We start from the raw sequence: 13,693 nt of genomic DNA on the forward strand, positions 1-13,693 counted from the left end.
GAAATAAATCTTTTGTAAGAAAAAAGTATTATATGTAGAAAAAAGAGAGACGTTCTGGAAAGAACAGTCTCTCTTTTTTTGATAAGAATAATATTAGTGCTTAAGCTTGCTTTTGTTTTGGAGATCCTGTCTTTAAAGTAAGAGCAAGGAAGAACATTGCAAGTACACAAGATACAAGTAATAAGATGAATCCGCCATCCCATCCGAATGCATCGACGATAAAGCCCATAGCGGCACTAGCGAAAGCTGCTCCGCCTAAGTAACCGAAGAAGCCAGTTAATCCAGCTGCAGTTCCAGCCGCTTTCTTTGGTGCTAAGTCAAGAGCGTGTAGACCAATTAACATAACAGGTCCGTAAATTAAAAATCCAATTGCAACAAGTGCGATACTATCAACCATTGGATTACCAGGAGGGTTTAGCCAGTATACAAGAACGGCGATAAATACACCAACCATAAATAAAATACCAGCAGGTGCGCGGCGTCCTTTAAATAGTTTATCACTCATCCAGCCGCAAAGAAGTGTACCTGGAATACCAGCCCATTCATATAGAGCATAAGCTGTACGTGAGCTACTATGAGTAAAGCTTTTTTCTTCTACTAAATAAGTAGGAGCCCAGTCTACAACACCGTAACGTACGAAATATACGAAAACGTTCGCAATAGCGATGTACCATAAAAATTTATTGTTTAGTACGTATGTAAATAAAATTTCCTTTACTGAAAGTTCGCGTTCGCGATCTTGTACTTTTTCATCTGGTGGATATTCTCCAGTATGTTCTTCAATAGAAGGTAATCCGCAAGATTGAGGTGTATCTCTCATCGTAATTAATACATAAATACCAACTAAAATTGAAAGAATACCTGGGAAGTAAAAAATACTTTTCCAGTCATTTGCAAAGAAATATAACCCTAATGTTACAAGGGAAGGCATAAGTGCGCCACCGACATTATGAGCGACGTTCCAAATAGACATTTTTGTACCACGTTCACTAATAGAGAACCAGTGAACCATTGTACGACCACAAGGAGGCCATCCCATCCCTTGTACCCATCCATTTAAAAACTGAAGTACAAACATAAGTATAATGCTCGTTGTAATGAAAGAAAATGAGCCGAAAATAATATTAATGATACCTGATAAAAATAGCCCAGCTGCTAAAAAGTAGCGAGGATTACAACGATCGGATACGATACCCATAAGAAATTTACTTAATCCGTAAGCGATAGAAACTGCTGAAAGGATAACCCCAAGCTCCCCTTTACTAAAGCCTTGTTCAATTAAGTATGGCATTGCTAGTGAAAAGTTTTTTCGAACAAAGTAGTAGCCTGCATAGCCGATGAAAATACCTAAGAATACTTGTAAACGTAATTTACGGTATTCACTATCAACGCGATCAGCTGGTAAGCGTTCCGCGTGGGGCGCAGGTTTAAAGAATTGTGTGAAAAACATAAAATGAAAATCCTCCCCAAATTAATTCGAAGTGTCGTAAGTCAGAGAGAATATAAAAAGGCCATGAAATATAAAAAAGTTTCCTTTTTTATGATTCATAGCCGTGTACTCCGATTCTCCGTGACTGTCAATATTAACTTCGTCGAAAATTATACAACTTTGTGACAAAAATGTAAACGTTTTTATAGATAAAAAGTGTTGACGGATTTTGTTCGTCGGATTAATATTTAAATACGTTAAATATTTTATTGTTTAAATAAGAGGTGGATAACATGCCAAATGATATGACGCATATCGATAAAATTCAAGCTCTTGCCTTTTCGATTGGAAAGAAAATGCAGACAGAGTTATTAGAACAAATGCAAGCAACAGGACTTACACCACCGCAGTTTTATATTTTAAAGATTTTAGATCATTATGGAGCTTCAAGGGCGACAAAATTAGCAAAAAAGATGTATGTAAAGCCTAGTGCAATTACAGTGATGATCGATCGCTTAATTGACCAAGAGCTTGTAGAGCGTTATCACGACAAAGAGGACCGTCGTGTTGTCGTCATTGAGTTAACCAAAAAGGGGAAAGCTAGAGTAGAAGAGGCAATGACCGCTCGTAATGAGCACATTGCAAAATATTTCTCGCATTTAGAATTACAAGAAAGAGAAGATTTGTTACGCCTCTTTGAGAAGTTAGAAACAATTATTTGCGGGACACAAGAGAAAAAAGAGAATAACTAAGAGGAATTGAGGAGATTACATGGAGCAACAAGAAAATATAAATAGAAAGTTGTTGTTAATCGGTTTAATCATTGCGATGCTATTTGCTGCCTTAGATGGAACGATCGTTGGTACAGCAATGCCACGTATCGTTGGTGAACTAGGCGGATTAAGCTTAATGACGTGGTTAACAACAGCTTATATGTTAACATCAACGACAGTTGTACCAATCGCAGGTAAATTAGCGGATTTACTTGGCCGTCGTAACGTATATATAACAGGGCTAGTTATCTTTATGGTTGGCTCAGCATTATGTGGTATGGCAAATGGTATGACAGAATTAATTATTTTCCGTGGTATTCAAGGTCTTGGCGGCGGTATTATGATGCCGATGGCTATGATTATTATTGGAGATATGTTCACGGGGAAAGAACGTGCGAAATGGCAAGGTATTTTTGGTGCGTTATACGGTCTTGCTTCTGTAATTGGACCACAAGTGGGTGGTTGGATTGTAGATGCAGTGAACTGGAGATGGGTATTCTACATTAACTTGCCAGTTGGTATTTTAGCAACAATCTTTATTGCAATGGGATTAAAATCACATAAACAAACAGGACCAATTAAAATTGATATCGCTGGGATCTTTACGATGATTCTCGGTGTTGTAAGTTTATTACTTGCATTAACGTTTGGTGGAAAAGATTACGCATGGGATTCTTGGCAAATTATCGGGTTATTTGCATTAGCTTTAATTGGTATCGTTAGCTTTGTTATCGTTGAAACGAAAGCGGAAGAACCAATTTTACCGATGCATTTCTTTAAAAATCGTACATTTACATTACTAAATGCGATTGGATTCTTTATGAGTATTGGAATGTTCGGTGCGATTATGTTCGTACCATTCTTCATGCAAGGAATTGTAGGAGTAAGTGCTGCTGAATCAGGAACAATTATGACGCCAATGATGATTACAATGATTGTGATGAGTATTATTGGCGGGCAACTTGTATTAAAAGTTGGTGTAAAACCACAAATTATTACAGGAATGCTTATAATGGCTGGAGGGTTCTGGTTATTAACAACGATGGATATGCACACAACTAAATTGACTGCTACTTCTTATATGATGGTTATCGGTTTAGGAATGGGTCTTGTAATGCCGACATTAACATTAGCGTTACAAGAAAGCTTCCCGAAAAAAGATCTTGGTGTCGTAACATCATCAAGTCAGTTCTTCCGTCAAATCGGCGGAACATTTGGTATTACAATTTTAGGATCAATCATGAATAACACTTCAGGTACAACGTTAACAAAAAATTTAGTACCTGTATTAGATACATTCCCAAAAGAAGCGGGACAAATGGTAACGAAATTTAAAGATATGATTCATACAGATCCGCAAGGCTTATATTCAATGTTATTTAGTCCAGAGGCATTAAAACAAATGCCAGAAGATTCGCTAATAGCATTGTACCAATTTTGAAAAACTCTTTAGTAGACTCACTTCATACTGTATTCTTAACAGGATTAGTATTTATCGTAGTAGGCGCTATCTTTACGATTTTCTTACAGAAGATTAAACTGTCAGATCGTAAAAAAGATGCTGAAGAGCCAGCTACAGAGGAAAAAGAACAAACTGTATCCTATTCGTAATGAAAAAGCATCGCCTTATGGCGGTGCTTTTTTGAGTATAACCTTAAAAGCTTTTTCGTGAGAAATGATTGACGTATTTCTAGAAATACGTTATATTATCTTCTGTAAACGGTTACATGAAATGGAGAGGAAAGAAAATGAGTACGATTAAAGACGTTGCAAAATTAGCGGGAGTATCTGTTGCGACCGTTTCCAGAGTGTTAAATAAAAATGGATATGTTCATGAAGATACGTTAAAGAAAGTAGAACGAGCGATTGAGATGCTAGACTATAAGCCTAGTACAGTAGCGCGTTCACTGTATAATAAAAAATCTCGTTTAATTGGCTTAGTTGTTCCAAATATCGTGAATCCATTCTTTCCAGAAGTTGCACGTGCCGTAGAAGATGTAGCGCATAAGCAAGGGTATACAGTTGTACTTTGTAACTCTGATGAAAGTTTAGAGAAAGAAAAGCAATATATTGATGTACTTAGGCAAAATAATGTAGATGGATTTATTGTAGCGACAAATCCACAAAATAGTGTGAATTACATGAACTTGTCAGTACCAGTCGTTGCAATTGACCGTATGTTTAATGAGCGTATACCTGCTGTGTATGCAGATAACTATGCGGGAAGTCAGGCAGCGACAAAGTTATTAATAGATAAAGGCTGTAAACATATTGCGCATATTCGTGGACCGCGTGACGTAAGTACAGCTAATGAACGTTTTGAAGGCTTTGTAGACGTTATTACGCAAAATAATCTTTCTTATATGATTGCAGAGAGTACATTTGATCCAGCTAATAGTGAGCGTGTAGCGGTGGAACTATTAGAAGAATACCCGCATATTGATGGAATTGTTGCTGGGAATGATTTAATTGCAATAGGTATCGTAAAGGCTGCGCTTCAAAAGGGGATTTCTATTCCGGATGATTTACAAATTATCGGATTCGATGGAATTTCTTTAACAGAGATGATGTATCCATCTATTACAACTGTTGCACAGCCAATTTATGAAATGGGGAAAGTTGCAACAGAACTGTTGTTAGAGCAGATGGAAGGAAACGTATTAGAAGAGAAACACTATCGTTTACCGATTGAAATTATAGAACGAAATACAACGAAATAAGGAGATGAAATAGATGCCAAATATTGCAGTAGTAGGTAGTATTTCAATGGACTTAGTGGCCGTTTCAAAAAAACGTCCGAAAGCAGGGGAAACAGTAATTGGTGAAGCATTTCATACAATTCCAGGAGGGAAAGGAGCTAACCAGGCGGTTGCTGCAGCTAGATTAGGCGCAAATGTAGCGATGGTTGGAGCGGTAGGAGACGATAATTATGGAACTGTAGTTAGAAAAAATTTAGAGAACGAACGCGTTTTTATCGACTATGTGGTACCGGTTACAGATGCGGCGACAGGAATTGCTCATATCGTTTTAGCAGAAGAGGATAACAGTATTGTTGTCGTGCAAGGAGCGAATGCTCTTGTCAATGAGTCGGTTGTAAATCGTTCAAAAGATCTTCTTATAAAAGCTGATATGGTTGTGCTTCAACTAGAGATTCCGCTTGAAACAGTAAAATATGTATTAGCTATTTGTGAGGAACACAAAATCCCGGTTATGTTAAACCCAGCGCCAGCACAAGTGTTATCAGAAGATATTTTAGAAAAGGCAACTTATATTACGCCAAATGAACATGAGTGTCGCATCGTATTAGATGATTTCACATCACCAATTGAAGAGTTACTGGCTAAATATCCAAACAAACTATTGATGACAGAAGGTTCTAACGGTGTACGTTTCCATAATGGTACGGAGATTGTACATGTTCCTAGCATTGCTGTTGATGTAGTAGATACGACTGGAGCTGGTGATACATTTAATGGTGCATTAGCAGTTGCGCTTTCTGAAGGAGAAACACTTCAAAAAGCAATTCGTTTTGCGAATATTGCTGGTGGTCTTTCTGTAACGAAGCTTGGAGCACAAGGCGGTATGCCAACGAGAGATAGAGTACGTGAAGTGCAGGTGATTGTCGGATGAAAAAGCACGGCGTATTAAACAGTGAGATTGCAGCAGTGCTTGCTTCACTTGGACATACGGATACGATTGTAATCGCTGATTGCGGTTTACCAATTCCTGACGGAGTAAAGAGAATTGATCTAGCTGTTGAAATAGGAAAACCTAGCTTTTTAGATGTATTGCAAGTGGTAGCGGATGATATGGCAATTGAAAAAGTGACGTTAGCAGAAGAAGTCATTAACAACAATGCGGAAGTAAATAAAGAAATCGAACTAAAATTAATAGAACCAGCGTTTGAATATGTATCTCATGAACAATTTAAAGAGCATACAAAGAAAGCGAAGGCCATTATTCGTACAGGCGAGGCTACGCCTTATGCCAATGTAATTTTACATGCAGGCGTTATTTTTTAATAAAGGGAAGTGATGGGAATGCGTATTGAAATGAAAAATATTTCAAAGGCGTTCAATGGAAATCCTGTTTTGAAGAATGCACAATTTATGATTGAAACAGGAGAAGTCCATGCATTGATGGGGGAAAATGGAGCGGGTAAATCAACGCTCATGAAGATTTTAACAGGTGTATACAAAAGAGATGGTGGAACGATTACGATTGATGGACAAGAACGAACTTTTAAAAATGCGAAAGAAGCTGAAGAGTACGGTATTGCATTTATACATCAAGAATTGAACATATTATCGAATTTAACAGTAGCTGAAAATATGTTTCTCGGTAAAGAGTTAATGTATGGGAAGACAGGTATTTTACGTACGCGTCAAATGAACGCGATTGCGCAGCAGCAACTAGCGGAGTTAGGATTACATGTAAAAGGCGCTATGTTGGCAGGAGAGTTATCGGTTGGACAACAGCAAATTATCGAAATTGCGAAAGCACTAATGACAAATGCAAGCGTTATTATTATGGATGAGCCTACTGCGGCACTGACGGATCGTGAAATCGAAACGCTCTTTACAGTAATCAATAAGTTACGTAAAGAAGGTGTTTCATTCGTGTACATTTCGCATCGTATGGAAGAGATTTTCTCAATATGTGATGCTATTACGATTTTGCGTGATGGAGAATACGTGGGAAAGAGATTAATTCCAGAAACATCATTTGATGAAGTAGTGAGTATGATGGTGGGGCGCAGCATTGGTGAACGTTACCCAGAACGAAATAGTCAAATTGGCGATGTTATTTTTGAAATGCGTAATGGAACGAAAAAAGGGAAGTTTGAAAATGTATCGTTTCAGGTGAGAAAAGGTGAAATCCTTGGTGTTGCTGGTTTGATGGGAGCTGGCCGTACAGATATTATGAAAGCGATATTTGGATACGAACCTTTAGATTCTGGCCAAATTTTTATAAATGGACAAGAAGTAAAGATTGATAGTCCGATAGATGCGATTAGACAAAGAATCGCTTTCATTACAGAGGATAGAAAATCTGAAGGGTTAGTGCTAGATTTCTCAATTCGGGAAAATTTGGCTTTAACGAATTTAGAAAGTCTTTCAAAGGGGAGTGTCGTAAGTAACGAACTAGAACAACAGTTTACGGCGGACATGATGAAGCTTCTTAATGTGAAAGCATCTAGTGGAGAGCAAGCGGTAAAATCTCTTTCTGGTGGAAATCAGCAAAAGGTTGTAATTGCAAAATGGCTAGGTATCCACCCGCAGTTACTCATTTTAGATGAGCCAACAAGGGGTGTTGATGTTGGAGCAAAAAAAGAAATTTACTCTATTATGAATAAGCTTACCGAAGAAGGAGATGCCGTTATTATGGTATCATCTGAGCTTCCAGAAGTTTTAGGGATGAGTGATCGCGTTCTTGTTATTCATGAAGGAAAAGTCGGCGGCATTTTAGAGAAAGATGAGGCATCACAAGAGTCTATTATGGCACTAGCTACAGGGGGAGAGTAAGGATGGCTAAGAAGGGGAATGTATTACAACAACTTGGGTCTTTAATTGGACTAGCGCTAATTATTGTAGTAATTACGGCTTTAAATCCAGCGTTTATTGAAATTCCAAATTTATTTAATATACTGCGTCAAGTATCGATTAATGCGCTTATTGCATTCGGAATGACCTTTGTAATTTTAACAGGGGGTATTGACTTATCGGTAGGTTCTATTTTAGCATTATCAAGTGCACTTGTTGCTGGAATGATGGCAAGTGGCATGGACCCGTTCCTTGCGATGGCAGTTGGATTATTAGCTGGTCTTGTAATGGGAATTGTAAACGGTATCATCATAGCGAAGGGAAAAGTAGCTCCATTTATTGCGACTTTAGCAACAATGACTATTTTTCGCGGGTTGACGCTTGTTTATATGGACGGACGTCCGATCACTGGTCTTGGTGATCATTTAATGTTCCAAATGTTTGGCCGCGGTTATTTTCTTGGTATTCCAGTACCAGCTGTTACAATGATGATTGCTTTCGCAGTGCTGTACTTCATTTTGAAGAAAACGACATTTGGTCGCCGTACATTTGCAATTGGTGGAAATGAAGAAGCAGCAGCATTATCAGGTATTAATGTTACGAGAATTAAAGTAATGATTTACGGTCTTTCCGGAATTTTGGCAGCGCTTGCAGGTATTGTCTTAACATCACGACTAGATTCTGCACAGCCGACTGCAGGTACTTCTTACGAATTAGATGCAATTGCAGCAGTTGTATTAGGTGGAACTAGTCTTTCTGGGGGAAGAGGATGGATTGTTGGTACATTCATCGGTGTACTTATTATCGGTGTACTAAATAACGGTTTAAATTTATTAGGTGTATCTTCTTTCTTCCAACAAGTTGTAAAAGGACTTGTAATCTTACTAGCTGTATTAATTGATCGCCGAAAAGAAGCGTAATGGAGGGACAGTTCATGAAGAAATGGTTACTTATATTCGTTGCATGTATTATGGTCATTACTGCTGGTTGTTCAATGGAACCACCAGAATGGGCAAAGGATTCTAGCGATAAAGGTCGAAATAAAACTATTAAAGTTGGATTCTCTGTTTCAACTTTAAATAATCCCTTCTTTGTAACTTTGAAAAAAGGTGCAGAAAAGAAAGCGAAAGATAGTGGCATCGAATTGATTGCTGTTGATGCACAAAATGATGCAGCAAAGCAAACAAATGATGTTGAAGATTTAATTCAAAAAGGTGTCGATGTAGTTGTTATTAATCCAACTGATTCAGATGCTGTTGCTTCAGCAGTAAGTGCAGCAAATGCAGCGAATGTTCCTGTTATTACAGTAGACCGCGTTGCAAATTCAGGTAAAGTTGTTTCTCACATTGCCTCTAATAACATTGAAGGTGGTCAAATGGCTAGTGATTACGTTCGTGAATTAGTTGGCGAAGGAGCAAACGTTGCTGAATTAGAAGGAATCCCTGGATCTTCTGCTGCTCGTGAGCGCGGGAAAGGATTCCATAACGTAGCGGATAAATCTTTAAAAGTAGTTGCTAAACAAGCGGCTGATTTTGATAGAGCAAAAGGATTATCTGTTATGGAAAACATTTTGCAAGCGAATAGCGACATTAAAGCCGTGTTTGCGCACAACGACGAAATGGCATTAGGGGCACTTGAAGCATTGAAGTCTGCTGGAAAAACGGATGTAGTCGTTGTTGGATTTGATGCAACAGAAGATGCTGTGCAAGCGGTTAACGATGGGCGTATGGCTGCAACAGTTGCTCAAAAACCGGAATTAATCGGAGAGAAGGCGATGCAAACAGCAAAAGAGATCACGCAAGGTAAAAAAGTGGACAAATCTATTCCGATTGAATTAGAGCTTATTAAGAAAAATAAATAAATATAAAATGAAAATTAGGAAGGAAGAATAACAAATGAAATTCTTTATTGATACAGCAAACATTAACGAAATTAAAGAGGCAAATGCATTAGGCGTATTAGCTGGAGTAACGACAAATCCATCACTTGTAGCAAAAGAAGGCGTAGACTTCCACGAGCGCATTCGTGAAATTTGCAGCGTTGTAGAAGGACCTGTAAGTGCAGAAGTAATTAGCTTAGAAGCAGATAAAATGATCGAAGAAGGAAAAGAGTTAGCGAAAATTGCTCCAAACGTTGTTGTAAAAGTTCCAATGACAACAGAAGGTTTAAAAGCAGTAAAAGCGTTCTCTGACTTAGGAATTCGTACAAACGTTACATTAGTGTTCTCAGCAGTTCAAGCATTACTTGCAGCTCGTGCTGGTGCAACATACGTTTCACCATTCTTAGGTCGCTTAGACGATATCGGTCATAACGGTATGGACTTAATTCACCAAATCGCAGAAATCTTTGCAATTCATGGTATTGAAACAGAAATTATCGCAGCATCTGTACGTCACAGTGTTCACGTAACTGACGCAGCATTAAACGGTGCACATATTGCAACAATCCCAGCAAACGTAATTGCTTCATTAGTGAAGCATCCATTAACAGATCAAGGAATTGAGAAATTCTTAGCTGATTGGGAAAAAACACAAGAGAAATAATAGAAAATCAAGAATCCTAGTTTAATTGACTAGGATTCTTTTTATTTAAAAGAATTTTCATGCAATTTTGCATATTGTCTTTTAAATTTGTTATATAAACTATTTAATATATACAAATCACTCTTTATTTTTCATATTTTGATATAGACAGATAGAGAGTCTGACCAGAAAACTGGAGGGCATGATTCTATAACAGAAAGCTTAATGTTTATAGAATTATGCCTTTTTATATAGGGAGGGCAGAAAGTAGAGCTTTTGATTTAAATGCACTTATTTATCCCACTTTATCTGAATTTTAAGTTTTATAAAAGGAGAGAAATGAAATGAGAAGAAAAGCGCCATTTAAAGTGTTATCGTCATTAGCAATTGCGGCAATTATCGGATGCACATCTGTAATGAGTGCTCCATTAGCGTACGCAGAAACGCCAGCAAAAGAGAAAGAAAATGTATCTACAACACCAATTGATTACAATTTAATTCAAGAAGATCGTCTAGCGGAAGCGCTGAAAGAAAGAGGAGAAATTAATCCAGCATCTTCTAAAGAAGAGACGAAAAAGGCTGTCGAGCAATATATTGAAAAGAAACAAGGAGATCAGGCAAATAAAGAAATTCTTCCAGCTGATACTGCTAAAGAGGCATCTGATTTCGTGAAAAAAATAAAAGAGAAAAAAATGGAAGAAAAGGAAAAGGTAAAGAAACCTGAAAAAAACGTTAGCCCTGAGCAAAAGCCTGAACCAAATAAAAAACAATTGAACGGACAAGTTCCAACATCTAAAGCAAAGCAAGCACCGTATAAGGGATCTGTTCGAACGGATAAGGTATTAGTGTTACTCGTTGAATTTAGTGATTATAAACATAATAATATTGATCAAACACCAGGGTATATGTATTCGAATGACTTTAGTAGAGAGCATTATCAAAAGATGTTATTTGGTAATGAGCCGTACACGTTATTTGATGGTTCAAAAGTAAAAACGTTTAAACAATATTATGAAGAGCAGTCTGGTGGTAGTTATACGACAGACGGATATGTAACGGAGTGGCTAACAGTTCCAGGAAAAGCATCTGACTACGGTGCTGATGGTAGCAGTGGTCACGATAATAAAGGTCCGAAAGGTGCACGTGATTTAGTGAAAGAAGCTTTGCATGCAGCTGCTGAGAAAGGATTAGATTTATCTCAATTTGATCAGTTTGATAGATATGATACAAACGGGGATGGGAATCAAAATGAGCCTGACGGTGTAATTGATCATTTAATGGTAATCCATGCTGGTGTTGGTCAAGAAGCAGGTGGTGGTAAATTAGGCGATGATGCCATTTGGTCACATCGTTCAAAATTAGCAGTAGATCCAGTAGCGATTGAAGGCACAAAATCAAAAGTAGATTACTTTGGTGGAAAAGTAGCAGCACATGATTACACAATTGAACCAGAAGATGGAGCAGTAGGTGTGTTTGCGCATGAATTTGGACATGACCTTGGCTTACCAGATGAATATGATACGAAATATACTGGAACCGGTTCACCTGTCGAAGCTTGGTCATTAATGAGTGGAGGTAGTTGGACAGGGAAAATTGCAGGAACAGAGCCAACTAGTTTCTCACCACAAAATAAAGATTTCTTACAAAAGAATATGGGTGGCAACTGGGCAAAAATTTTAGAAGTAGATTACGATAAAATTAAGCGTGGTGTAGGAGTTCCTACATATATTGATCAAAGTGTTACGAAATCAAATCGTCCAGGCGTTGTACGTGTTAACTTACCAGGCAAAAGCGTTGAAACGATTAAACCGGAGTTTGGAAAGCATGCATATTATAGTACAAGAGGCGATGATATGCATACAACATTAGAAACACCGTTCTTTGATTTAACAAAAGGAACAAATGCAAAGTTTGATTATAAAGCAAATTATGAGTTAGAAGCAGAGTGCGATTTTGTTGAAGTGCATGCAGTAACAGAAGATGGAACGAAAACATTAATTGATAGACTTGGAGAAAAAGTAGTCCAAGGAGATAAAGATACAACAGATGGGAAATGGATTGATAAGTCATACGATTTAAGTCAATTTAAAGGGAAAAAGGTAAAACTGCAATTCGATTATATTACAGATCCAGCAGTAACGTATAAAGGCTTCGCGATGGATAATGTAAATGTAACAGTTGATGGACAAGTAGTGTTTTCTGATGATGCAGAAGGAACATCAAAAATGCAGTTAAATGGATTCGTTGTTTCTGATGGAACAGAGAAAAAAGCTCATTATTACTACTTAGAGTGGAGAAACTATGCGGGATCAGATAATGGATTAAAAGCAGGAAAAGGTCCAGTGTATAATACAGGTCTTGTCGTTTGGTATGCAGATGATAGCTTTAAAGATAACTGGGTTGGGGTGCATCCAGGTGAAGGGTTCCTTGGTGTTGTAGATTCGCATCCAGAGGCACTTGTTGGCAATTTAAACGGAAAACCAACTTACGGTAATACAGGTATGCAAATTGCAGACGCAGCATTTTCATTTGATCAAACACCAGCATGGAGTGTAAATTCATTCACACGTGGACAGTTTAACTATTCTGGATTACAAGGCGTTACAACTTTTGATGATTCAAAAGTATATAGTAACAACCAAATTGCAGATGCAGGAAGAAAAGTTCCGAATCTTGGACTTAAATTCCAAGTTGTTGGACAGGCAGATGATAAATCAGCAGGCGCTGTTTGGATTAAACGTTAATAACAGAAAAGCACATTCTTCATATGAAGAATGTGCTTTTGAATTTGTACAGTAAGTTATTATTTTAGCTTATGTAATACAAGTGTCTGTTTATATGTAGTGTATCAAATTATGTAGGGAAAGGAAATATTTCCGAGGAAATTGTCGAAGTATCGTTGGTATTGATACACTTTTTTTGTAAAAGAAGAACTGTAGTATTGCCATTACAGTTTAATTTATTTACATTGTTACTTGGCTACACACAAAAGTAATATATTCGGCAATAAAAAAGCGCTATTGGATAGTGCTCTTTTTTATGGATAGAAAGGAGTGAGTTACATGAAAGAAGTAATTGAATGTCCACAGTGTGAAGGGAATATTACTGCACAACATATTATGGAGCTCCCGCATCCTTTTTCATTCAAGTGTCCACACTGTAAGGTGGGGCTAAAAGAAATGAGGATCACACCATGCTTAATATTAGCGGCAATTTGTATCATTCCACTGTTTATTATAATTGGAGAGAGTATTAAGGAATTGCTAGTAAAATATTTTTCTATTATAGACGATGTCCCAACTGTATTTATTTTCTTCTTATTTTGTTATCCATTGTATTATCTCTATGAAAAATATAATGCCATATTGTTTATTAAATACGGCTTATTGAAAGTTAAAAGTTGAATAGAAGTTTATCATTAAAAAA

General features: G+C 37.4%; 11 protein-coding genes and 1 pseudogene. 11 read left to right on the plus strand and 1 reads right to left on the minus strand.

From position 1 onward, the window contains the following. Positions 1-100: 100 nt before the first annotated feature. Positions 101-1,450, minus strand: a complete 1,350-nt coding sequence (gene glpT / locus NLJ82_RS03535) for a glycerol-3-phosphate transporter (RefSeq protein ID WP_000466372.1) — start codon at positions 1,448-1,450, stop codon at positions 101-103. Between the two features lie 272 nt (positions 1,451-1,722). Here glpT and NLJ82_RS03540 point away from each other — a divergent pair, with 272 nt between their 5' ends. The 11 genes and pseudogenes from NLJ82_RS03540 (at position 1,723) to NLJ82_RS03590 (ending at position 13,671) form a co-directional block, all read left to right on the plus strand. Beyond that, positions 1,723-2,181 (plus strand): MarR family winged helix-turn-helix transcriptional regulator, encoded by a 459-nt coding sequence (locus NLJ82_RS03540; RefSeq protein WP_001132364.1) that lies wholly within the window; start codon positions 1,723-1,725, stop codon positions 2,179-2,181. Positions 2,182-2,200: 19 nt separating this feature from the next. After that, positions 2,201-3,813, plus strand: a pseudogene (locus tag NLJ82_RS03545) (MDR family MFS transporter). A 137-nt stretch (positions 3,814-3,950) separates the two neighbouring features. After that, positions 3,951-4,922: a ribose operon transcriptional repressor RbsR gene (gene rbsR / locus NLJ82_RS03550; RefSeq protein ID WP_000104037.1), complete on the plus strand. Its 972-nt coding sequence runs from the start codon at positions 3,951-3,953 to the stop codon at positions 4,920-4,922. A 13-nt stretch (positions 4,923-4,935) separates the two neighbouring features. After that, positions 4,936-5,832 carry a ribokinase gene (rbsK, locus tag NLJ82_RS03555; protein ID WP_001132854.1) on the plus strand — a complete coding sequence of 299 codons (897 nt, stop codon included), beginning with the start codon at positions 4,936-4,938 and terminating at the stop codon, positions 5,830-5,832. Beyond that, the gene (rbsD, locus tag NLJ82_RS03560) at positions 5,829-6,224 is read left to right on the plus strand and encodes a D-ribose pyranase (protein ID WP_000716141.1); all 396 of its coding nucleotides are present in this window, start codon (positions 5,829-5,831) and stop codon (positions 6,222-6,224) included. The genes rbsK and rbsD overlap by 4 nt, the downstream gene beginning before the upstream one ends. 18 nt (positions 6,225-6,242) lie before the next feature. Then, positions 6,243-7,727, plus strand: coding sequence for a ribose ABC transporter ATP-binding protein RbsA (gene rbsA, locus NLJ82_RS03565; protein WP_041185200.1), 1,485 nt, complete (start codon positions 6,243-6,245; stop codon positions 7,725-7,727). A 2-nt stretch (positions 7,728-7,729) separates the two neighbouring features. Beyond that, on the plus strand, positions 7,730-8,665 hold the full coding sequence (locus NLJ82_RS03570; protein WP_001074633.1) for an ABC transporter permease subunit: 936 nt from the start codon (positions 7,730-7,732) through the stop codon (positions 8,663-8,665). A 14-nt stretch (positions 8,666-8,679) separates the two neighbouring features. Then, a complete protein-coding gene (rbsB, locus tag NLJ82_RS03575) occupies positions 8,680-9,606 on the plus strand; it encodes a ribose ABC transporter substrate-binding protein RbsB (protein WP_000758969.1) in 927 nt (308 codons plus the stop codon). Between the two features lie 34 nt (positions 9,607-9,640). After that, entirely contained in the window at positions 9,641-10,288 is a 648-nt protein-coding gene (gene fsa, locus NLJ82_RS03580; RefSeq protein ID WP_000667663.1) for a fructose-6-phosphate aldolase, read from the plus strand. Positions 10,289-10,611: 323 nt separating this feature from the next. Continuing rightward, complete coding sequence (gene inhA2 / locus NLJ82_RS03585; RefSeq protein WP_001252969.1) at positions 10,612-13,011, plus strand: M6 family metalloprotease immune inhibitor InhA2; 2,400 nt, start codon at positions 10,612-10,614, stop codon at positions 13,009-13,011. A 318-nt stretch (positions 13,012-13,329) separates the two neighbouring features. Continuing rightward, positions 13,330-13,671 (plus strand): YcnL family membrane protein, encoded by a 342-nt coding sequence (locus NLJ82_RS03590; protein ID WP_000665758.1) that lies wholly within the window; start codon positions 13,330-13,332, stop codon positions 13,669-13,671. The last annotated feature ends 22 nt before the right edge of the window (positions 13,672-13,693 follow it).

The organism is Bacillus paranthracis (genome assembly GCF_024296885.1).
Lineage (GTDB): Bacteria > Bacillota > Bacilli > Bacillales > Bacillaceae_G > Bacillus_A > Bacillus_A paranthracis.

What these genes read in the sequence shown, in the direction of transcription:
- glpT (WP_000466372.1), bottom strand. Translation starts at nt 1,450, where the DNA reads ATGTTTTTCACACAATTCTTTAAACCTGCGCCCCACGCGGAACGCTTA.
- NLJ82_RS03540 (WP_001132364.1), top strand. Translation starts at nt 1,723, where the DNA reads ATGCCAAATGATATGACGCATATCGATAAAATTCAAGCTCTTGCCTTT.
- rbsR (WP_000104037.1), top strand. Translation starts at nt 3,951, where the DNA reads ATGAGTACGATTAAAGACGTTGCAAAATTAGCGGGAGTATCTGTTGCG.
- rbsK (WP_001132854.1), top strand. Translation starts at nt 4,936, where the DNA reads ATGCCAAATATTGCAGTAGTAGGTAGTATTTCAATGGACTTAGTGGCC.
- rbsD (WP_000716141.1), top strand. Translation starts at nt 5,829, where the DNA reads ATGAAAAAGCACGGCGTATTAAACAGTGAGATTGCAGCAGTGCTTGCT.
- rbsA (WP_041185200.1), top strand. Translation starts at nt 6,243, where the DNA reads ATGCGTATTGAAATGAAAAATATTTCAAAGGCGTTCAATGGAAATCCT.
- NLJ82_RS03570 (WP_001074633.1), top strand. Translation starts at nt 7,730, where the DNA reads ATGGCTAAGAAGGGGAATGTATTACAACAACTTGGGTCTTTAATTGGA.
- rbsB (WP_000758969.1), top strand. Translation starts at nt 8,680, where the DNA reads ATGAAGAAATGGTTACTTATATTCGTTGCATGTATTATGGTCATTACT.
- fsa (WP_000667663.1), top strand. Translation starts at nt 9,641, where the DNA reads ATGAAATTCTTTATTGATACAGCAAACATTAACGAAATTAAAGAGGCA.
- inhA2 (WP_001252969.1), top strand. Translation starts at nt 10,612, where the DNA reads ATGAGAAGAAAAGCGCCATTTAAAGTGTTATCGTCATTAGCAATTGCG.
- NLJ82_RS03590 (WP_000665758.1), top strand. Translation starts at nt 13,330, where the DNA reads ATGAAAGAAGTAATTGAATGTCCACAGTGTGAAGGGAATATTACTGCA.